At 39.6% G+C, this 21774-nt stretch carries 15 protein-coding genes and 1 pseudogene; 8 read left to right on the forward strand and 8 right to left on the reverse strand.

Features of this window, described 5'->3' with window-relative positions; genetic code table 11:
- The first annotated feature begins 1 nt into the window (after position 1).
- From SLS51_RS06270 to SLS51_RS06295, 6 genes and pseudogenes are all read left to right on the forward strand, one after another.
- On the forward strand, positions 2–2083 hold the full coding sequence (locus SLS51_RS06270) for an ATP-binding protein (protein WP_323836532.1): 2082 nt from the start codon (positions 2–4) through the stop codon (positions 2081–2083).
- 24 nt (positions 2084–2107) lie between these two features.
- Positions 2108–3010, forward strand: a pseudogene (locus SLS51_RS06275) (Pvc16 family protein).
- 342 nt (positions 3011–3352) lie between these two features.
- A complete protein-coding gene (locus SLS51_RS06280) occupies positions 3353–4387 on the forward strand; it encodes a PI-PLC domain-containing protein (protein ID WP_323836534.1) in 1035 nt (344 codons plus the stop codon).
- Between the two features lie 628 nt (positions 4388–5015).
- Positions 5016–9905 carry a putative adhesin gene (locus tag SLS51_RS06285; protein WP_323836536.1) on the forward strand — a complete coding sequence of 1630 codons (4890 nt, stop codon included), beginning with the start codon at positions 5016–5018 and terminating at the stop codon, positions 9903–9905.
- Between the two features lie 804 nt (positions 9906–10709).
- A complete protein-coding gene (locus SLS51_RS06290; protein WP_323836538.1) occupies positions 10710–11072 on the forward strand; it encodes a DNA-binding protein in 363 nt (120 codons plus the stop codon).
- Positions 11069–12349 carry a type II toxin-antitoxin system HipA family toxin gene (locus SLS51_RS06295; protein ID WP_323836540.1) on the forward strand — a complete coding sequence of 427 codons (1281 nt, stop codon included), beginning with the start codon at positions 11069–11071 and terminating at the stop codon, positions 12347–12349. Before SLS51_RS06290 ends, SLS51_RS06295 begins: the two co-directional genes overlap by 4 nt.
- Positions 12350–12445: 96 nt before the next feature.
- Here SLS51_RS06295 and SLS51_RS06300 read toward each other — a convergent pair whose 3' ends face one another.
- The 7 genes from SLS51_RS06300 to SLS51_RS06330 form a co-directional block, all read right to left on the reverse strand.
- Entirely contained in the window at positions 12446–12925 is a 480-nt protein-coding gene (locus tag SLS51_RS06300) for a nuclear transport factor 2 family protein (protein WP_011146652.1), read from the reverse strand.
- A gap of 24 nt (positions 12926–12949) precedes the next feature.
- Positions 12950–13555 carry a TetR/AcrR family transcriptional regulator gene (locus SLS51_RS06305; RefSeq protein WP_323836544.1) on the reverse strand — a complete coding sequence of 202 codons (606 nt, stop codon included), beginning with the start codon at positions 13553–13555 and terminating at the stop codon, positions 12950–12952.
- 517 nt (positions 13556–14072) lie between these two features.
- A complete protein-coding gene (gene yciH, locus SLS51_RS06310) occupies positions 14073–14399 on the reverse strand; it encodes a stress response translation initiation inhibitor YciH (RefSeq protein WP_113049814.1) in 327 nt (108 codons plus the stop codon).
- Positions 14389–15135: an orotidine-5'-phosphate decarboxylase gene (gene pyrF, locus SLS51_RS06315; RefSeq protein ID WP_323836546.1), complete on the reverse strand. Its 747-nt coding sequence runs from the start codon at positions 15133–15135 to the stop codon at positions 14389–14391. The genes yciH and pyrF overlap by 11 nt, the downstream gene beginning before the upstream one ends.
- A 44-nt stretch (positions 15136–15179) precedes the next feature.
- Positions 15180–16349 (reverse strand): lipopolysaccharide assembly protein LapB, encoded by a 1170-nt coding sequence (gene lapB / locus SLS51_RS06320; protein WP_323836548.1) that lies wholly within the window; start codon positions 16347–16349, stop codon positions 15180–15182.
- A gap of 6 nt (positions 16350–16355) precedes the next feature.
- The gene (locus tag SLS51_RS06325) at positions 16356–16667 is read right to left on the reverse strand and encodes a LapA family protein (RefSeq protein WP_011146657.1); all 312 of its coding nucleotides are present in this window, start codon (positions 16665–16667) and stop codon (positions 16356–16358) included.
- 160 nt (positions 16668–16827) lie between these two features.
- The gene (locus tag SLS51_RS06330) at positions 16828–16959 is read right to left on the reverse strand and encodes a hypothetical protein (RefSeq protein ID WP_109791587.1); all 132 of its coding nucleotides are present in this window, start codon (positions 16957–16959) and stop codon (positions 16828–16830) included.
- Between the two features lie 225 nt (positions 16960–17184).
- Between SLS51_RS06330 and ribA the strand changes: the two genes are divergently transcribed.
- Positions 17185–17781, forward strand: a complete 597-nt coding sequence (gene ribA, locus SLS51_RS06335; protein WP_323836575.1) for a GTP cyclohydrolase II — start codon at positions 17185–17187, stop codon at positions 17779–17781.
- Between the two features lie 190 nt (positions 17782–17971).
- Here the strand turns inward: ribA and acnA are convergent, their stop codons facing one another.
- On the reverse strand, positions 17972–20647 hold the full coding sequence (acnA, locus tag SLS51_RS06340) for an aconitate hydratase AcnA (RefSeq protein ID WP_323836550.1): 2676 nt from the start codon (positions 20645–20647) through the stop codon (positions 17972–17974).
- Between the two features lie 253 nt (positions 20648–20900).
- Between acnA and SLS51_RS06345 the strand changes: the two genes are divergently transcribed.
- The gene (locus SLS51_RS06345) at positions 20901–21728 is read left to right on the forward strand and encodes an Evf family palmitoylated virulence factor (protein WP_323836552.1); all 828 of its coding nucleotides are present in this window, start codon (positions 20901–20903) and stop codon (positions 21726–21728) included.
- The last annotated feature ends 46 nt before the right edge of the window (positions 21729–21774 follow it).

Below are 21774 nucleotides of genomic sequence, written 5' to 3' on the forward strand. Positions count from 1 at the left end.
TATGAACTCCCCGCTGAAAAATAACCACTGTATGGCCGCAGAATTACATTGGATTTATCCTCATTTGGAGCGTATTGATCTGCTATTACAACGCTACTATTATCAAAAGAGAGATTGGTACGACTCCTTACCAGAAAGTTTTTTACTGACCGAGGATGAAATAAAACAACGTTTGGTAAAACCATTAGGCATACCCCATTGGTTAGAACAGAGCGATATTATTGGTCATAAGGGAATAGAGAATGAATCTATCACCAGTACATTATCATTATTGATAGAACGTTTTGAACTGACTGAATTTGAGCGTGATACTTTATTATTAGGTTTATTACCCCATTTTGACAGCCGTTATCATGCGCTATTTGCTTTTCTGCATGGTAACAGTAAAAAGCAGTGGCCGAGCTTTACTTTGGCAATTGAATTATTTAGTCAACGTCAAAGTGATTGGCAATTACTGCAAAATAGCTTTCTACCGCAAACACCATTAATCAATCACCGTCTGTTACAGCTCAATAACCACGAGGAACCTATTTGGCTACAAACGCAATTTGTAACACACAGTAGCGTCTGGCATTTTTTATCCGGCCAACGGGTTATTTTACCTCCCCTGATAACCTGTGCTTATTGGCATTCTTCTGCTTCACAGACTTGGTATCCGCAAACCCTTTATCATTCACTTAAAAAAATATTGTTAAATGAAATAGATGAAGTACGCCCACTGGTAATCCTCACAGGAAAACAGGACAGCGCCAGAGAATTAGCAGTCAGTAATATTATGGCATTGCATAACATCAATACCTTAATTATCGATTTAGCCCATCTACCAGACGAAGAGAATATCAACACTCAACTTGGCCGGTTAACAGACGCAATACGAGAAACCCGGTTACACGATGCCTGCTTATTAATCCGCAATTTTTCTTTACTCGCAGAGGAAAAGAAAATATGTCAAAGCGAATTATCCACCCTGCTGAATCAACCAAAATTACGCGTGGTTTGTCTGGTAGAACCGGGAGATTCATTCGTATGGATTCAACACCTGTCAATGGTGCAAATTGATATGCCAACGCTCACGCTAGCAGAGAAAAAAGCGATGCTGATAGAAAATCTGCCGGATAATGTTGATCGGGAAATTAATCTTACTCAGTTATGTCAACGTTTTTCATTTACACCGGAAACATTACCGTTAATTCTGAAAGAATCCTGCCAATATCAAATATTCCGGCAGCCGGAAGGCCAATTAAAGGAAATCGATTTGCGTAAGGCATTAAATTTCCGCGCCCAACAAAATTTCGGTAAATTAGCCCAAAGAATAACACCCAAACGCAGTTTTAATGATTTGGTCGTTTCAGAGGGATTAACTCAACAATTGAGAGAAATTATTGCCGCAATTAATTACCGTGACCCAGTATTAAACGCAGGTTTTCAGGAGAAAATAGGTTATGGTAGCGGCATTAGCGCCCTATTTTACGGCGAGTCAGGTACCGGAAAAACCATGGCCGCAGAAGTGATTGCCGGGCATCTTGGCGTTGATTTGATTAAAGTCGATCTTTCTATCGTGGTAAATAAATACATCGGTGAAACGGAAAAAAATATCTCCCGGATTTTCGATCTGGCGGAAGCCGATTCCGGCGTGCTATTTTTCGATGAAGCCGATGCCTTATTTGGTAAACGCAGTGAAACCAAAGATGCTCAAGACAGACATGCTAATATTGAAGTTTCTTATCTATTACAACGCTTGGAAGATTATCCCGGATTAGTAATTTTAGCCACCAATAATCGTAGCCATTTAGACAGTGCTTTTAATCGCCGTTTTACCTTTATTACCCATTTTACTTATCCCGATGAAATATTACGTAAACAAATGTGGCAAGCAATTTGGCCTGAACAACTGCATGTATCCGATGAACTTAATTTTGACCATTTGTCTAAACAGACAGATCTGACAGGTGCAAATATTCGTAATATTGCTTTATTAGCATCAATATTAGCAGCAGATGATAATAGTGAAAAAATTGAGAATAAGCACATAGAACGGGCAATTATTCTCGAATTGAATAAAACTGGCCGATTGTTTTTTTAAACGTTTAATAAGATTGGAGACAACATGACAAATATAATTGACCCTAATAATGCGATTGTTGCAGTTAATGCCGCATTGCATGAAATTTTATCTCAACATCTAAATACCGCCAAGCAAATAATTGATATCCGTTTTGATCTACCGGAAATTAATTCAACTCCTGCTAAACCTACCGTCAGTGTGTTTCTTTATGATATACATGAAGATCTACAATTACGCTCTGCGGAACCAAGAAGTTATAATCCTGCCACCAGTTCATTATTATCTGGATGGGTAAATATTAATTACAATTATTTAATTACTTACTGGCATTCAAATCAACCATCAGGAGACGGTTCCAATCCTGACAGTCAGCCCAATAATCAAGCTGCACGCGTCATGACAGATATTTTAACTGCACTGGTTAACAACCGACAATTACCTAAAATTCCTGGCGCATATACCAGAGTCATTCCACCACAAGAAAATCTAAATAGCTTAGGTAACTTTTGGCAAGCACTCGGTAATCGCCCTCGCCTTTCTTTATTATATTCAATTACCGCACCAGTGAAACTGCAAAATATTAAAAATGACATAAAACCCGTTAGCCAAATTTCCGCTTCTGTGGTGCAAAAATAAAATCTGGATAATTCACAAATAAATCAAGCTTTATTTGATAAATTATGTTCTGATTTGGGTGGTACAGAAGATGTTCGCCTTACACTTAATAAAGTAAAGTTGACAACTAAACTCACCACGGAAAGTAATGAAAATCAGGAACATAAAACTATGATTCTTCATGTTTCGGGCATTACCCATTCAAGTTATTTACCAAAAATTAAGAACATTCTCTCAACGTGGAAAAACATTAATGGAGCCGAGATTAAGATCAACGGTATAAGTATTATAATTGTTGAAGAAAATCATGCTAAATTAATTGAAATCTAGCATTACTATTTAATTAACCATATATTTTCCATGAAACATAAGATCATATAGAAAGAAAATTAATAGATTTGAAGGTTTCACAAAAAGGAAATAAAACTGTCATATAAATTCGATATGCTAAATAAATCTATACCCTATGGATTTCAAGATGCATCGCGACGGCAAGGGAGCGAATCCCCGGGAGCATAGATAACGATGTGACCGGGGTGAGCGAGTGCAGCCGACAAACAGGCAATTTGGAAGATGACGGGTATATAGTAGAATCAAGTTAAACGACATATGCATAAATTTAATGAAATACCCAAGGTATTTCTTACTTAACACTAATAGGTAGGTGATAATATGGGACGTAAATATGAAGAAGAAACGCAAAAAAGACGCTTATCACAGTCAAAGAATGCGATTCATCATGAAAGCGATTCATTAGAATTAGAACTAAATGCAGCGCCAAGAAACAATGGCGCAAGTCATATTACGAATGGGCGTACTTCCGTAAATCATAATGAATTACCTGCTAACACTCAGCTATCTCAGATAGCGATGTTGGGTAGCCATGATGCAGGTACCTATGCTTACAGTAGAAAAAGAAATGGAATGTTCAGTAGTTTAGGAGCGCTATTTCCCTCTGCATTTAAAACCCAAAATAAGAATTTGAGAGAGCAAGCAGAAGCGGGGACGAAATATTTCGATATTCGCGTAGCACGGAACAAAAATGGCTCATTTAGCTTTTTTCACGGCCCCAGTGTTGCGGCCGGGGATGCCATTGCCGATGTTCAGGAATTATTGAGCCATGCCGCAGGAGATACCAATAATTTTTATCTCATCAAATTTGTATTTAAAGGAGAAGGTAAGAAGAAGAACACCGCTTCTGGAACATCGAATTCAGATATATTTTTGGATCTTGTACTCAAAGCTCACCATAATAATCTTATTACCCGTAGTGATACACCGAGTTTAAGCGAAGCAACGGTTGATTTATTGAGCAAAGGAAAAAACATCGGGATTATGGTGCATGGTTATGACGGCGCTGAGTCACATTGGGCCTACAAAGAACAAGTTCACACAAAGTGGGCTAATCGAGCAAACGCAGAAAGTACAGCCAAGTTCCTTAGTGAGTTTCATGCAAATCCTGCACCTGAAGGTAAACTTAATGTTATGCAGACAAACATCCCAGTGGCGTCTATTGGACGTAGACAATTGACTTCAGGGGTAAAAAGTTACCTATCTAGAAATAATACCGTTTTGGCTGATGCTGTTGAGAAGATCCCTCATGCGGGAATAATCAGTGCTGATTATATCGGTGACACACATAGTGCAACTTCAGGATTTATAGAGACGATTGAATCACATAATCGACGTTTAATGAAGACGGACTAATAAGGTAATAAAATTAAGTGTGAAAAAAGCAGCCTGATATACTTTCTTCCCCGCTCTCTATGCAGAGCGGGATATAAAAATTCGAAATCTACGCTATACCCGTCATCTTTCAAGTTGCCTCTTTGTTGGCTGCACTCACTCACCCCAGTCACATCGTTATCTATGCTCCCGGGGATTCGCTCCCTTGCCGTCGCGAAGCATCTTGAAATCCATAAGGTATCATTAGCATTATCCCCTCACAGTGATAACATTTCCCTTTCCTCTTCTTTACAAATATTTACTATTTCTACTGTTGACTACTCGCTATAGAGTGCCTTTAACAAACATCCCGTATTAGCCACAGAGACCTTATCAGCCCACTCCTCAACGGATACATTGTTGTATATTTAACCATATTATAAAAACTATAAATAAATATTTATATATAATTATATTAATTAATAATTTTACAATGTTATTAATTGATATTTTATATTAATCGAAATTAACTATAATCACCCTGCCTTGCGATTGTGACTTTAAAATCAAAAAATAATATTTTTATATGAACAATCGTTTTTATAAATCAAATGGATACAGTAGCTATATAGCTAAATAAATAATAAATTTAATCAACTTGGAGGATTATATGTCACATTTTGAATATGATATCGAAAATAAAACAGATGCCTATCAATCAAAAGAAAATGAATATACTGTAGTCAATGTAAAATATTGGGAGTATAAGCGAAATGAAAATGAAAATAAGCCATTTATTTCCCTACTGAAAGGCAATCAAGACTATCCAACTTGGATAACCTCTGATATTAAAGAAATGGCTCTATATATCATAGAGAATTTACTTTCTTATCATAAATATTCAACTAAATTACAACAGACTTTGAAAAAAGCTGTGGACGCCGTTTTCAATGAATATTCCGAAATAAAATATTCTGAGTTACTGAATAACATTAATAATATATTTAACCTTTTCTTTATAAAAAATTATAACAGCTCTGATATCGATACAGCAATTAATATCTTAATATCAAAGATAGAAATTCATGAAAAATTAGCAAGCATAAATAAGGATAAAGTCGATTCAGATCAAACTAAATTCGATATATGGCAGGAACTGGGTATCAACGCCGAAGAGCCTTTACTAAAAATATATCGTCAAGCATTTTCTACCGGCGATATCGATGATGAGGTCTATTCAGATGCACTGCTAACTTTTATGTCAGATGGCAATGTAGCGTTAAATGATAAAGAAAAATCAGATTATAACCAACGAATCAAAGATAAAGAAGATCTTTTCAAATCCTATAAAAAAGGTATTGAAAAGGTGAATAGTTTAATTTCTAATAATAATATTAATCCGGGCATTCCAATTATTCATCCAGAAACAAACAAAAGTATCAGCATTGGAGATGACATACTATTATCCCTACTAGCCAAAGAAGAGATAGCACTAAAAAAACAACATCGTACCGAGTATAGTCAAAAAGATATTCTTGACCTGCAAACTCTACAAGCTGCTAAGTATCATTTATTAGTCTTATCTTCATTAGGTGCCCTATTATATCAGATTGCTCCTAAAATCGGAAAAATGACTCAAGGTCATGGTGATTATCGCGATATCATTTTTGCCCAAGATCAAGCTGAATTATTATTTAAAAAACATAATATTCACTATGATACGGATCATGTTCTTTATCAAGAATCAAAACATATTGAAATGGAAGGCTGTATTATTTTAACAGCCGCAATCATTTATCGAATGAGAAAAGAGAATGCCAATGTGGAACAAACATTTAAGTATTCTCCATTAGAAACAATAAAATTATTTGAAAATGACAAGCAAAAACTTAATCCTTTCAATAAAAGCAACGTAAAGCCAGCAGGATACTTTTCTTTTATCGATTTCAAAAAGAGGGATAAATTTGATTCACAATATAATTTTAATGAGCAATTTAATGTTTATAAAAACAAATACAGTCATTATGAATCCATTTTACTTAGTAAATTAATACTTTCATCTCCGGCTGCGCAATTAACTACCGAAGAGATTGTTAATCCACCAGAAGAAGCTTTTCTCTATTCAGTCGAACAGGGTATGGGAAATGTCGCCATGATAAAAATGTATCAGGGTAATTGGTTGGTTGTCTCAACAATACAAGGAGGAGTGAAAGCAAAAAAATATAGCCAACAGCAGGTTGATAGCCAACCCACCTTACGTGCTATGTCTAGACCCAATGCACTATTTTTAATTGAGCAAAAAATAGAGATAGGCATGGGGATATTAATGGCAAATAGAATGGTTCGTACAGGAAAAAGACTTTTCCCGATTGGCTATGAACGGGCCAAAACCTTGAGCGGCTTCTCAGAAACAAGGCGATATAAATATTCTTATGACGCATTTTGGAATGATTATTATGGTATAACCTCAGGAATGAATGTCGGAATTAGTTTCACAGGCTCACCTAAATTTAATTTTTATAAAGAAGATAACTTACTTTCTGTTACCACAACGATAGTGCAGAAAGGCTTAAACGATATTGCAATAAAAAGTAAACAAGCTCTGGATATTACCTCTGGTTGGCATATCGCAGCAACCATTCTGATTCCTTTCTATAATGTTATCTATAAAGCAACAACCGATAGTGAATATACATTAACGGGAGAGGATATCGGTTCAATTATCTTTGATACCGCGAATGTGCTGTTAGTTGTTGCTACCCTAGGTATGTCATTGACTGAATCAATGGCCGCTAAAGTCACACAAACCACATTACGCCTCAGACAAGCCGGTCTGACCGGAAGAGCTTTAATTACAGCGGTTATCCGAACATTACCAGAGCATGGCGTAATCACCTTACGTCAATCTTCTCGCATTCTGCTCGGCGGATTAATCGATTTAATCGAACCTTTACCCATTAGATCAACACTGACCTTAACTTACCGGGGTGTCATAAGCGCAGTAGGAGTAATGAGAAATAGTATTAAACTTGAGAAGAGTTTCGCTGATATTTTTGGCAAAAGCGCCAAAGGATTAGGTAAACTTAAAGATAAATGGAAAATCAGTCATCTTCCACTCGACAGAATAGCACCTCATGCAAATGAGGGAATATATAAAGGGATTTATTCAATACACCCTGCTAATGTGGAAACAGCAATTAAACAAAACTACTATATAAAGGAATCTGGCGCTAGCTATCAAGTCAAATGGGATCAAGCAAATCACACCTGGCGTGTCGTTAACCCGGCTTACCCCGAACAATTTAGTTACTGGCCTGCGGTTAAATTAGATAAAAATGGACATTGGATTACTCATACCGATGTATCTAATAAATTTCTTATCCTGGGGCAAAGTAAAAAAATAGATCAGGAACTTGAAGCAGCACACAGTAATATTAATCACGATAAAATATTGGATGCATTTATTCATATCAATACTGCATTCAAAAATTGTGAAATATATGATATCGATAAACTATCAGATATTACTGAAACATTAACACATTTTTTCGAAAAATCGCTAAAACTTGGAGATAAAACAGCGCTACTCAGCACAGAGATAGTCAATATCCAGCAGGCTTGGATCCGTGAAGTTATCTTACCATTACAAAACAATCCAAGTACTTCGATTGAAAAAATTAATGCTATCAAAACCGAATTCCCTTATCTACTAAAAGAAATATTTTCCTTTGAAAATCAATTACCCAACCAATCAGAGATAAATAGAATTGCCCTAGCCATTGAAGAAATACCTAGCACACCGATGCCAAAATATTCTTCGGGTAATATCCAAAAAACTATACAATACACATCCATAGAGAGTAACCGTGTCGATATTCCTCCTCTCGGGATCACCATAACAGGTAATGATCTATTTATTAATCAAGTCACTCATGCACTAAACGAGATAGACCAAATACCATCCGGAAATATCATTATTCAGGAGCTTGAAAAACAGGGTTTAAAGATACAACCCCCGACGATGGATGCCATTATCCGTGAAAAAGAGGGCCAATTTTATGCCAGAAATAGCGCCGGTAGCAGTATCACTTTTGATCCAGAGAATCATCTGATTGGCACAGAAGAAAAACTTACCGAAGAGCCTTGGCGTTCCCGTGATCCCGCTATTGCCTTATATCATGAGATGCTACATATCTATTATAATCGTTACCCAACATGGTTTACTTCTATCGATAATAAAATAATTGATCAAAAAGTCAGTGGCGGTTTTTCTTTGCTGGAAGAATCACGCATTGTGGGAACAAAATATTACGCCAATGATAAAAATACGTTATTTGATTTCAGCAATTCCAGCTATTTATTAGAAAACAATTCGGCCTTATTGACTGAAAATAGATTCAGAGCAGAATATGCCATATTCAAAGGTGAAAGCGAGTATGTTATTCAACCTTATTATGGTAAAGGAGATAGCCAGATCCCATTAACAAGTACTAGAATAAGCACAAATGAATCACACCGTAATGTCATGGGTGTGGGAAGTGGAAAACCTGAAAAAATGCCCGGTGAATCAGCTACTGATTACCGAAACAGAGTGAGAGAATGGAGGAAAGCCAATAAGAAACCAGAAACAGATATTGGAACTGGTGATATTAGAAAAACAAAAGCACAATTCAGAATTGGACTTTTACAAAAAGAATATCCTCAATTTGAACCACAAAAAATTGAGCTTGGCGGTGCACTCGAATTATGGACAGTACCTAATGAACCGGCGAATAGATTAATACTGAGTTCACATGGATATTTTTTCTCTGATAGTGCAGCAACGCAAGTCCCTGCGGGAAAAACGATTCAATTTCTCGGTCCCCACGGTAAGACATTATTGGAATCACCGGAAAATCCACTAAACTCCCCTTTTGATGTCACATTGGGTAATAGTGGCTTGACGATACAACCTTATGCAACAATAGAATCAGGCAATAAAACCGGTTCGGCCAGTGTAAAAATAGATGATAAGACGTTTACCGTAAACGATATTCAGAATATGACTGCCGATGATATTGAAAATTATCTACTCGCCACCGGATTAGAAGCCAATACAGTCAATCATGGTAAGGTAAGAAATTATGGTATTAAATATTACGAAAAAATGCCTGATGAGGAAGTGAAGGCGGCAATATGGAAAAATAGAGCAGACAGTACAAATATCAATAAATATGACGCGCTATTGGTCAGCCTGGAAGCGGGAAATCGTAAAAAATTGTCCGATATTTTTACTCTGCTGAGAACCGACGAAAGGATGGCAAAATATGATGAAATAACCTTTGTTGCCTGTCGTGAAGAATTGAACAGAATAAATATGAAACCAGTACATGATACTGGCCTTGGCGGTGGTTATGAACCCAAACTACAACCAACGGTGGTTCTTTCTCGTTCAAAACGATCAACAACACTCACGCCCGACGGCGCAATAATTTATTCTGTTATTGCAGTAAATTTGCATAATAATCTCATAACAGAAAAAATTATTGGGATCGCCCCTTTCCTATTTATGGATAATTAAAAGGTCTCTTTGTATTACTTGAAACACTAAATTAAGGCGGGAAATTTTTCTCGCCTTATTTATTTTAAACTGTACTAATTCTGCCTACGATTTTGATATCTTATTTAGCCTACTACGTAGATCGGCGGGGGCAATATAATAAGTTGTTCGTCTTATTTTTATAGGAAGAAATATATTCATTGCCTCAAGCTCTCTAAGTAGTTTTCTGGCTGTATTTTCACTAACATCATATACATTTTTAACCGATTTAACTTTAAACAATCTTCCGGGTTCTTTTATACCTTTTTTAATTAAATCTTTCTGAATGAAGGTTAGCTTACTTTTATACTTTGAGTTTTCCAACACATCGACAATTTCATAAAATTCTTTTGTTTTTACTTTTAAATGCTCTTGTAATTCATCAAAATGCGTTTAGAATAATATTAACATTAAAATCGATAAAATAAGTTAAATCCCCATAATCCTTTTGAACATAAAGATATGACATACCATAGTCTTTAGCGTGCTCCTTGATTGTTTTACAGGATGTTTTGCCATATTACCTCACATTTTAAAATTTGATGTATAGGTAAGTATGACAGTAAATCCTTAAGGAGGCCAACACGAATAAACCAGATTCATGAACTGTTTGAAACGGAGGATTTCTTTTATAAAAGACTCATATAAAACTTTAAAGTATCTTAAACACACTTATGAGCTTCATATAGAACTTTTAAAACACTCTCATTTCATATCAGATTTTAGTAAAATAAGAGGTATAATAAAGTCTCTTAACCATAAAATTTAAACTTAAGAGGTGTATTTGTGGCTCTAATACTTTATACCGAATCAGAGTTGCTGGCAGAACTTGGGCACCGCCTCCGGGATCACCGGTTACGGCGTAACATGCTCCAGACAGAGCTAGCGCTCAGGAGCGGTATTTCCGTCTCTGCGCTCAAAAAACTTGAAGGCAGCGGGCGGGGCACGCTTGAGAATTTCATGAAGGTCGTCTTTACTCTGCGGCTGGAGAACGAAATTAAGTCCCTGTTTGTGCCACAACAGATCAGCATTGCACAGCTCGAAGCCATGAAAGCACCGGTTCGCCAGCGTGCCCGGCGAACCCAACGTTCGTCTCGGAAACCCTCCGGCAATGGCCGCGCTCATCAATCAGGAAACACAAAAAAATGACGACACGAAACTTTCAGTACCGGTCACTGGGCCGACTACAAGTGATCTACAGCGGCCGAGGAGAACAGTGGGTGTTGGGCCATCTGGCCGAAAGTACTGTGCGTGGCCGCTATTTATTTGAGTACACCCATGAAGCTCTTGATAATGGCATCGAATTCTCGCCCCTACAATTGCCACTTTCCACAGAGACTTACGCGAATTTTGAGCACTTTCAGGACTGGCTCCCCGGCTTCATCGCAGATTCCCTACCGGATGGCTGGGGACGGCTACTTATGGACAGGTTCCTTCGCCGTAATAATGTCGATCCTAGCCGGATTTCCGTCTTGGAACGTCTGGCATTGCTGAGCGATAACACGATGGGGGCGCTAACCTACCAACCTGCTCTGCCTTTACCGAACGATCAGGAAGACAAATATAGTATTCTGAACTTGACTGGACTGGCTCAGCAGATCCGGCAGGAAGTCACCGGTCAGGATTCAGAGGCACTGCGTGAACTTTTCCTACTTGGCGGCTCGCCTCATGGAGCCAGACCCAAAGCACAGGTAGAATATAATCCATCCACCGGCCAGATGAAAACGGCTGCATTCTCAGGAAGTCAGCCTTGGTTGGTCAAATTCCCCGCAGCAGAGGAAAATCCTTGGGTCTGTGCCCTTGAGGAAGTGTTCGCCTGTACGGCTAGAATGGCGGGCATTGATTTTCCCACGAGTCGCTACTTCCGCCTTGAAGGGGAGCTTGCTGCTTTCGGTGTCCAGCGTTTCGATCGTGAGAATGGAATGCGGGTGCCGGTACTGAGTATGGCCGGCGCCCTACATGCCGACTTTCGATTACCCGGTATGGATTACACAAATATCCTACGGGCGACGGGCTCCATCACGCGCTGTGTTGTTGCGCGAGAAATTCAGGCCCGTCGTATGGTGTTCAACGTGTTGATGCATAATCGTGATGATCATGTGAAGAATTTCTCCTTCATTCTGAATGAAAGCAATGAGTGGGTGGTATCCCCCGCCTATGATCTGACCTTTTCGGACGGACCCGGCGGACAACATCAAACCTCAGTGACCGGCCACGGAACAGATATCACCCGCACCATGTTGCTTAAGGTTGCCAAAGATGCGGGCATCGCGTCGGCCAGAATGAACAATATTATTGATGAAGTCGCGGATGTCGCCGCCGACTTCGCCCATACTGCACGGAATATAACTGATGATATTCCCACTGACGAACTTCATCAGGTCACGGGCTGCATTAACCGTAATCTGTCTTATCTTAAACGGTAAATTCAAGGTACAGGCCTTCTGAATTCTTCTGTTAATCAGCAGGCTCCGGCGAGGGTACTGCGCAGGAGCCGCGTCTCGACCGGCACCTGAAAAGGGTTACAGCCCTAACTCAGATAATCCAGGATGATCATCAGGGCGGCGACCTAAAGGCCAATGAAATTTGCGCTCAGATTCTTTTATCGGAAGATCATTAATGCAGGCATAACGGTTGTACATCAAGCCATCTTCGTTAAATTCCCAATTCTCATTACCATATGAGCGAAACCAGTTACCGGAATCATCATGCCATTCATAAGCATAACGAACCGCTATTCTATTATCAGTAAACGCCCAAAGTTCTTTAATTAAGCGATATTCATGCTCTTTCGCCCATTTTCTGGTTAATAAATCCTGTGCTGCTTTACGGCTATGCACAAATTCAGCACGATTACGCCAATGGGTATCCAACGAATAGGCCAATGAAACCTTTTCAGGATCACGGCTATTCCATCCATCTTCCGCTAAGCGGACTTTCTGAATAGCGGTTTCGCGGGTAAATGGCGGCACCGGCTGGCGAATTTCTTTTGTATTAGACATATTGTCTCCTAATTAAATTTTCCATTAATTCACATCGTATTTACTCAGCAATGCCTCGGCAATATTCATCGCCTCTAAAGCATAGTGTGTATCATTCATCACATGCGCAGTTGTAATAGCACCTTCTATTAAGAGTAGGAGCTTCCTCGCTAAATCTACCGATGAATCCGGCGATATTTCTTCACAAATAGACAGCACGTAAGTAAAAACTTTCTCTTTATGTTCCTTAGCAATTATTCTTACCGGATCATCAGGATTAGGGCGTTCACCGGATGTATTAATAAATGCACATCCTCTAAAATTATCACTCGCGAACCATCTTTGTAATACCAGAAAAATATTCAGTAATTTATCTTTAGGCGTTTTATATTCAGCTATTGATGAGGTAAACCACCGCATCCATCGTTCATCTCGCCGACGAAGAACTTCTTCAATCAACCCCTCTTTCGTACCAAAATAACGATAAATTGTCTTACGTGAAGAACCTGTCGTGCGCGTTATCAGATCGATACCCGTCGCCGCAATCCCCCTGGTGTAAATTAATTCCTCTACAACATCCAACATGTTTTCCCTGATGTTGGGCACCGGCTCACCTTCCATGTTTTTCATGGTAGAACGATCATTCTCCATAGTCAACCTCTTTACTAAAAAAATAGATTTAAACTGTTATCTATATGATTTTAAATAAAATTATTAATTCTCATTGCTTTTATCATTAAAACTGCTCATTTCTACATGAGAATTTCCTTCAATAATGATCTTATCAGAGAAATGAAGAAATAATATTAAATTTCCTACTACCGTTTCTTGATTATTCTATCAATTAAAAATATAAATTTATTTTTAAAAGGAAAAAAACAATATTAAAAAATTATTTCAATAGAATATTTACAATAATCTATTTCGCCTATTTATTGTCAATTATTTTTAATTAAAATGATTAGGAATATTATTAATAAATATTTTAAAACACTACTAGCAATTAGGCAGAAATATACCCTATGGATTTCAAGATGCATCGCGGCGGCAAGGGAGCGAATCCCCGGGAGCATAGATAACTATGTGACCGGGGTGAGTGAGTGCAGCCAACAAAGAGGCAACTTGAAAGATGACGGGTATAAAATGAAGGGCGAATATCGCCCTTCTGTCAACCACCCGCTAATTTAACTGTCATACCTTTGGCTTCAAGTAACTGTTTCAATAAATCTCTTTTATCGCCTTGAATTTCGATCTCACCGTCTTTCAATGAACCACCGCAGCCACATTTTTTCTTCAATTCAGCCGCCAGATTAGCGAGTGTCTGATCATCAGCATCAATCCCGGTAATCACGCAAACCCCTTTTCCTTTACGGCCACTGGTTTGACGCTGAATACGAACAATGCCATCGCCTTTTGGACGCTGAGGTTTAACTATTTCTTCCTGAATACGCCCTCTGTCTGTGGAATAGACCAAGCGCGAATTATTATCTTGCATTAATAGCTCCCGCAATAGATTGATTAATTTGACGCAATGCGGCCGCAGGATCGGCGGCACGGGTAATCGGACGCCCAATAACCATATAATCAACCCCAGCCAATACCGCCTGTTCTGGCGTCATGATACGGCGCTGATCTCCCGCATCACTGCCCGTCGGGCGAATTCCTGGAGTAACTAATTGAAAATGCTGACCACAAACCTTTTTCAGTTGCTGAGCTTCATGCGCAGAACAAACCACACCATCCAGCCCACATGCCTGAGTCAGCTTTGCCAGCCTTTCAGCCTGTTGCGCTGGCGTCATATCAATCCCAATACCTTGCAGATCCGATTGTTCCATGCTGGTTAATACCGTGACAGCAATTAACAATGGCGCATCATGACCATAAGGTAGCAGCGCCTCTTTCGCCGCCGCCATCATTCTGGCACCACCACTGGCATGTACGTTTACCATCCAAACCCCCATCTCAGCAGCAGCGGCTACCGCTCTGGCGGTGGTATTAGGAATATCATGGAATTTCAAATCCAGAAATATTTCAAAACCACGTTGGTGCAGTAACTTAACAAACTGCGGACCATGTAGGGTGAACATCTCTTTACCTACTTTCAGACGGCAATCCTGTGGATCAATTTTATCGGCAAAAGCCAGCGCCGCATCCTGATTGTCGTAATCTAAAGCAACAATGACAGGCGAGCTAATCTGTCTACCGAACGATGTTAAGGTATGAGATGTCATTTTTTAACCTTTTTGACTAACAAAGCAATATTATGGTGACACTGTCACTGACCATCTAATCCACGGATCGGTTTAATAGAATCCCACGAACGGCATGATGGACAGTGCCAATAAAGCGAATGAGAAGTAAAGCCGCATTTATGGCAGCGATAATTAGGTTTAGTGCGAATTTGTTCACCAACCATGTCCCGTAGCAAAATAATACTTTCTTTTGCCCGACCCTCTTCTGCTTCGGCCAGGTGGTAATCCATCAGGCGATAAAATAGGCGCATGGTCGGATGACGCTCTAATCGATGATTGATGTAAGTTTGCGCGACTTCATGCCCTTTTTGCTGCTCGATAATATCAGCCAGCAAAAGCTCGGCCGTGGCTCCACAATCTTCCTCGACACAACGTTTCAGGAAATTTTCCCATTCATCAATCTGATTTTGATGCTGGTAACACTCTTGGAGAATAGGTAGCACCTCACTCACCAACTGTTTATCCTGCTCAAGAACAGATTTTAAAGCATCCGCCGCTTTATTGTACTCTTGCCGGGCCATAAACAAGCGCCCCAACATGATAGAAACTCTGGCGCAGTTTTTATCTGCCTGAACCGCTTTATTGAGATAACCGATAGCTTCATCAAGATCATCACCGCTCATCTCCTGTAAAGCGAGTTCACAATAAAAATGCGCAATTTTTTCCCGTAAATCATGCTTGCCGGATTTGACTAATTTCTCAGCAATATCAATGGCTTTTTTCCAATCACTGGTTGATTGATAAATAGTCAGCAGCGACTGAAACGCATTTTCCCGAAAATCTTTTTCATTCACCAATTGAGCAAACATATTTTCAGCACGATCATACAGACCCGCAGACATATAATCGCGGCCCAATTGTTGTGTCGCAAGCAAACGCTGATCAAATGTCAGAGAAGCGCTTTCCATGAGAGATTGATGAATGCGGATAGCCCGCTCTACTTCTCCTCTGGAACGGAATAGATTCCCCAAAGTCAAATGTGCTTCAAAAGCAGAACTGTCCTCTTTGAGCATTTCAAGAAACAGATCCACGGCTTTATCTTGCTGGTTTGAAAGGAGAAAGTTAACCCCGGCAACATATTCTCGTGATAAGCGATCAGCATTTTGTTGCTTATCCTGTTGAGCACTTCTGCGCCCCATATACCAGCCATAAGCAGCGGCCACAGGAAGCAACAGAAACAACAGCTCTAACATAGGAGTTTATTCCTTGCTAAGTGCAAGCGATGAATCAGTAACCGAAGGTTCAGCAGGTTGCTCCAGTTGCACTTCAAGTCGCTTAATCTTGCGTTCAGCTCTTCCTAATGACAAACGAACACGAAGATAAAACAATCCACAGATAACCCAACCTAACACGAAACCGCTAGCAAATAATACAGCTAAAAGTGTAGATATAGAGTAATTCCCTTTAGCAATCAGATAGTTAAATGTAACGACCTGATCGTTATTTGATCCAAGAGTCATCGAGATGACAAAGATCACCAATATCAGTAATAAAATCAGAAAATATTTCACATTTTTTCCTGTTATCTATTGTTGCTTGGACATTATGCTGGATAACGGCTCATTAAATTAGCATTTCCAGTCTGGATAAAGGAAGCAATTTATCATGATAAATGCGTCTTTCAGCTCTTTTACGATATCTTCCCATCGATTAAGTGTAAATAAGAAGCAATTACACCACCAAATCCTTTTTGTCGTTAATCAACCGCCATTTTTCTGTGAGATAACAGATAGCCATCACTAATACTGCACTAATTAACGTTGATGTGATAATGTCCTGCGACCAGTGCATACCCAATGCCATTCTGCTAATCAGACCATACCATCATACCATCACAATTGTAGATATAATTATTTGAAAGTTTTTGACAGATAATTTGCGGTAAATATGGCAAAATATAGCCACATTATAATCAGAGAAAATCTTTTACGCAGTGTCCGCTGATTTCCCAGACCGGTATTGTTTTTCACATCTATGCTTTGTAACGAATGTCTTGTAACGAGTCTGAATCAACATATGAACAATAAAATGCAATTAAAACGAGTCGCTGAGGCCAAGTTACCCACTCCTTGGGGTGATTTTTTAATGGTCGGCTTTGAAGAAATCGCCACAGGTCAAGATCATGTCGCATTAGTATACGGTACTATTTCTGGCAATGAACCTGTGCTTTCCAGGATCCATTCAGAATGTCTGACCGGTGACGCCCTGTTTAGTCTGCGTTGTGATTGCGGTTTTCAACTTGAAGCCGCCCTTGCTCAAATTACTAAAGAAGGGCGAGGTGTATTACTTTACCATCGGCAAGAAGGTCGTAATATTGGCTTAATCAACAAAATTCGTGCTTACGCGTTACAGGATAACGGTATCGATACTGTAGAAGCTAACCATCAGTTAGGTTTTGCCGCCGATGAGCGTGATTTCACCTTATGTGCAGATATGTATAAATTACTCGGTATTCAAGCTATTCGTCTGCTGACAAATAATCCCAAAAAAGTGGAAATTATGACCGAAGCAGGGATTAATATCGTAGAACGTGTTCCATTAATTACCGGCCGAAATCCTAAGAATGCTTATTATTTGGATACTAAAGCCAGAAAAATGGGTCATTTGTTATCTGAGCAAAATTAGTTTTTCAGTAAGCTAGCTGAAAAGACGGCGCTCAAATAAATCAGTGCCATCTTTAAGTATATACCCTATGGATTTCAAGATGCATCGCGACGGCAAGGGAGTGAATCCCCGGGAGCATAGGTAACTATGTGACCGGGGTGAGCGAGTGCAGCCAACAAAGAGGCAGCTTGAAAGATAACGGGGATAAAAATTATTTCAACATGTGACGAATAACATAGTGCAAGATACCACCGTGGTGGAAATAATCTAATTCAGTTTTGGTATCAATACGACACTGAGCATTAATGATTTCCTGACGCCCATCCGAATAAGTCACTTTCACCGGTACAATCTGTCCCGGCTTGCGGTTATTCATCCCTTCAATATCAATTGTCTCATCACCTCGTAGATTTAATGTCTTACGATTTACGCCATGAGGAAATTCCAATGGCAATACCCCCATACCAATCAGGTTCGAACGGTGAATACGCTCAAATGATTCCGCAATCACTACCCTAACTCCTAATAATCGGGTACCTTTCGCTGCCCAGTCGCGGCTCGAACCGGAACCATATTCTTTGCCCGCAATGATAGCTAATGGTGTTTTTTCTTCCTGATAACACATAGCCGCATCATAAATCGCTAATTGTGTCTGTGATGGAATATGGCGGGTATATCCTCCTTCTATACCAGCAATCATCTCATTACGGATACGGATATTGGCAAACGTTCCACGCATCATGACTTCATGATTACCGCGCCTTGAGCCGTAGGAGTTAAAATCCTTAGGCTCAACCCCATGTTCTTGAAGGTAACGCCCTGCCGGGCTGTCAGCTTTGATATTCCCCGCCGGAGAAATATGGTCTGTGGTGACAGAATCCCCAAGAATAGCCAATATATTCGCGCCATGAATATCCGTTATCGCTTCTGGCTCTGCTGTCATCTCACTAAAGAATGGCGGGTGGCGAATATAAGTAGAATCAAGCTGGAAGTGATAAGTAGCAGAACTCGCAACATCCAGCGATTGCCATGTTTCATCACCATCAAAGACTTCCGCATACTCTTTGTGAAACATATCAGCCTTAATTTGCTCAACGGCTTTAGCAATTTCTTTGCTATCAGGCCATATGTCCTTCAAATAGATATCATTGCCTTGTTGATCCTGACCAAGAGGATCTTTAGTCAAATCCTTTTTCATGTTGCCGGATAAAGCATATGCCACGACTAATGGCGGCGACGCTAGCCAGTTAGTTTTTATCAGAGGATGGATACGGCCTTCAAAGTTTCGGTTGCCAGAAAGGACGGCACCGACGGTAAGGTCAGCTTGCTTAATCGCCATTTCAATAGACTCAGGCAATGGCCCAGAGTTACCAATGCAAGTTGTGCAACCGTAACCCACCAGATTGAAGCCCAGTTTCTCCAGATAAGGCATCATGCCCGCCAATTCAAGGTAATCTGTCACCACTTTCGAGCCGGGCGCCAGTGAGGTTTTCACCCACGGTTGGCGTTTAAGCCCCTTCTCAACCGCTTTCTTTGCCAACAACCCCGCAGCCATCAGCACACTGGGATTAGAGGTGTTGGTACAGGAAGTAATCGCAGCAATGACAACAGCCCCCTCTTCTAACTCATACTTCTGATTATCCAAATTAACTGGCGCTGAGATGGCTTTCCCCTGAGGTTTATTCATTTCCAGATCAACGGCTGACTGAAATACCTGAGGTACTTGCGCTAAAGCCACCCTGTCTTGTGGACGTTTCGGCCCTGCCAAGCTCGCTTCCACCGTCGACATGTCCAGCTCAAGACTACTGGTGAATACCGGTTCATCACCGGGATTTCGCCATAATCCTTGGATCTTACAATAAGCTTCTACCAGCTCAATCTGCTGTTCTGTACGCCCTGTCAATCGCATATAGCTCAAGGTAATATCATCTACTGGGAAGAAACCGCAAGTTGCACCATATTCCGGTGCCATATTGGCAATGGTTGCCCTGTCTGCCAGCGGCAAATCAGCTAACCCATCTCCATAAAATTCAACAAATTTCCCGACCACACCATGCGCACGCAGCATCTGAGTCACTGTCAGTACAAGGTCTGTTGCAGTAATCCCTTCGCGTAACTTGCTGGTAAGTTTAAAACCCACCACATCAGGAATCAGCATGGAAACAGGTTGTCCTAACATAGCCGCTTCAGCTTCAATACCGCCCACACCCCATCCTAGAACACCGAGACCATTGATCATGGTGGTATGAGAATCGGTACCAACCAAGGTATCAGGATAAGCCAGCTCCCGTCCGTTATGCATTTCATGCCAAACCGTTTTACCCAGGTATTCCAAGTTTACCTGATGGCAAATCCCGGTTCCGGGCGGGACAACACGAAAACGGTTAAACGCTTTTTGCCCCCAACGCAGAAAGAGATAACGCTCGTAGTTACGTTCCATTTCTAATTGAACATTTTGTTCAAAGGCTTTTTCCGTGCCGAATTTATCGACCATAACTGAATGGTCGATAACCAAATCAACGGGTGATAGTGGATTAACTTGTTCAACATCACCACCAAGGCGCTGAACCGCTTCTCTCATGGCCGCTAAATCAACAACGGCAGGTACTCCGGTGAAATCCTGCATTAATACACGTGCTGGCCGGTAAGCAATTTCTCTGTCTGCATGGCCGGTATTTTGCCAATCAACAATTGCTTTCAAATCATCATCAACAACAGAATTGCCATCAATATTGCGAAGAAGATTCTCCAAAAGAACTTTCATTGATTTGGGCAAACGGGAAATATCCCCCAAATGTTTAGCAACCAGTGGCAAGCTGTAATAATCATATTGTTTATTTGCAGCGGAAAGTGTTGAAACACAAACTTTTTTTAAATCAAACGACATAACTCCTCCTTCTTCTTATACTGGCATAACTCAAAACCACCTTAGATGATAATGGCACAAATTAAACATAACATATAAGCAAATATTTGTTTCTCATTACCGCACAATGAGTCAATTCAGTGTATCTATCAGAATTTCAGTAATAAATTTTGATAATTTAGTCGGGTAAACAATCGAATGATAATCAGCTAGAATTAACCCGCTAACAATGCAATTGGATTCAAATTATCAATAAAAAAACAAGGACAAAATAATGGATATAAAAAACGCAATTACGAATAATCAGGAACATATCGCAAAAATCAATGAAGCTAATACGTTCTTTCACATCGACGATACTTATTTTAGTATAGAAAATACCAATAAATATAATGAAAAGGATGGTTTAGTTCAGTTCATTATAGCCAAACAATTATCTGATAAACCAGAAGTTATAGATAAAACTAATAGTTTAAGTCAAACATTAATTGCACTCTCCTCCATCGCAACCAATTATGTCAATAAATACGCGGAAAAGTATGGAGAGCAATATAAAACAGATATGGATTTTTGGACTAAAATCGTTAATAAATTACCTCTAATGGGTACTAGCAAAGTTGAATCTAAAAATTACACCGATTCATTAAATGGTTTAAGCATTTCAAAAAGTTTCCTTAATTTCATTATGAACGTGGTTGTATTCGAAAATACAGATATGCTGCCAGATTTCGCTAAGTTTATTACCAAGCAAGGGGAGACGATTCGTTTAGGTATTCGGAAAAATAAAGGCTTCTATTCTACTGTGACCCTAACGATTGCTATCGATACCTTGATTGTAGGAGAAAAGACCGTATATATTCCAAAACTAAAACTCTATCGAGTTAATTTTGATAGCACTAATTCAAACTTTTTATCAAGTTGTGCTTCTAATGAAAATATCAATATTGATTTTGAGTATTCATCCTTAATATCGGTTTTAGACTATGAGGCGCTCGAAAATCCTGAGATTAAAGCCAGTTTTGATAATTTCGTCAACAAACAAAGAAAAACATCAATAGAAGAGTCTGATGATTTCTTCAGTGGTGAGTTTGAACCCATCTGATAAGCAAAATTAGGGAGCCAATAGCAATCATTAGCTCCCTAACTAT

It is taken from the genome of Photorhabdus africana, assembly GCF_035181445.1.
GTDB classification, from domain to species: Bacteria; Pseudomonadota; Gammaproteobacteria; order Enterobacterales; family Enterobacteriaceae; genus Photorhabdus; species Photorhabdus laumondii.

What these genes read in the sequence shown, in the direction of transcription:
- SLS51_RS06270 (WP_323836532.1), top strand. Translation starts at nt 2, where the DNA reads ATGAACTCCCCGCTGAAAAATAACCACTGTATGGCCGCAGAATTACAT.
- SLS51_RS06280 (WP_323836534.1), top strand. Translation starts at nt 3,353, where the DNA reads ATGGGACGTAAATATGAAGAAGAAACGCAAAAAAGACGCTTATCACAG.
- SLS51_RS06285 (WP_323836536.1), top strand. Translation starts at nt 5,016, where the DNA reads ATGTCACATTTTGAATATGATATCGAAAATAAAACAGATGCCTATCAA.
- SLS51_RS06295 (WP_323836540.1), top strand. Translation starts at nt 11,069, where the DNA reads ATGACGACACGAAACTTTCAGTACCGGTCACTGGGCCGACTACAAGTG.
- SLS51_RS06300 (WP_011146652.1), bottom strand. Translation starts at nt 12,925, where the DNA reads ATGTCTAATACAAAAGAAATTCGCCAGCCGGTGCCGCCATTTACCCGC.
- SLS51_RS06305 (WP_323836544.1), bottom strand. Translation starts at nt 13,555, where the DNA reads ATGGAGAATGATCGTTCTACCATGAAAAACATGGAAGGTGAGCCGGTG.
- yciH (WP_113049814.1), bottom strand. Translation starts at nt 14,399, where the DNA reads ATGCAAGATAATAATTCGCGCTTGGTCTATTCCACAGACAGAGGGCGT.
- pyrF (WP_323836546.1), bottom strand. Translation starts at nt 15,135, where the DNA reads ATGACATCTCATACCTTAACATCGTTCGGTAGACAGATTAGCTCGCCT.
- lapB (WP_323836548.1), bottom strand. Translation starts at nt 16,349, where the DNA reads ATGTTAGAGCTGTTGTTTCTGTTGCTTCCTGTGGCCGCTGCTTATGGC.
- SLS51_RS06330 (WP_109791587.1), bottom strand. Translation starts at nt 16,959, where the DNA reads ATGGCATTGGGTATGCACTGGTCGCAGGACATTATCACATCAACGTTA.
- ribA (WP_323836575.1), top strand. Translation starts at nt 17,185, where the DNA reads ATGCAATTAAAACGAGTCGCTGAGGCCAAGTTACCCACTCCTTGGGGT.
- acnA (WP_323836550.1), bottom strand. Translation starts at nt 20,647, where the DNA reads ATGTCGTTTGATTTAAAAAAAGTTTGTGTTTCAACACTTTCCGCTGCA.
- SLS51_RS06345 (WP_323836552.1), top strand. Translation starts at nt 20,901, where the DNA reads ATGGATATAAAAAACGCAATTACGAATAATCAGGAACATATCGCAAAA.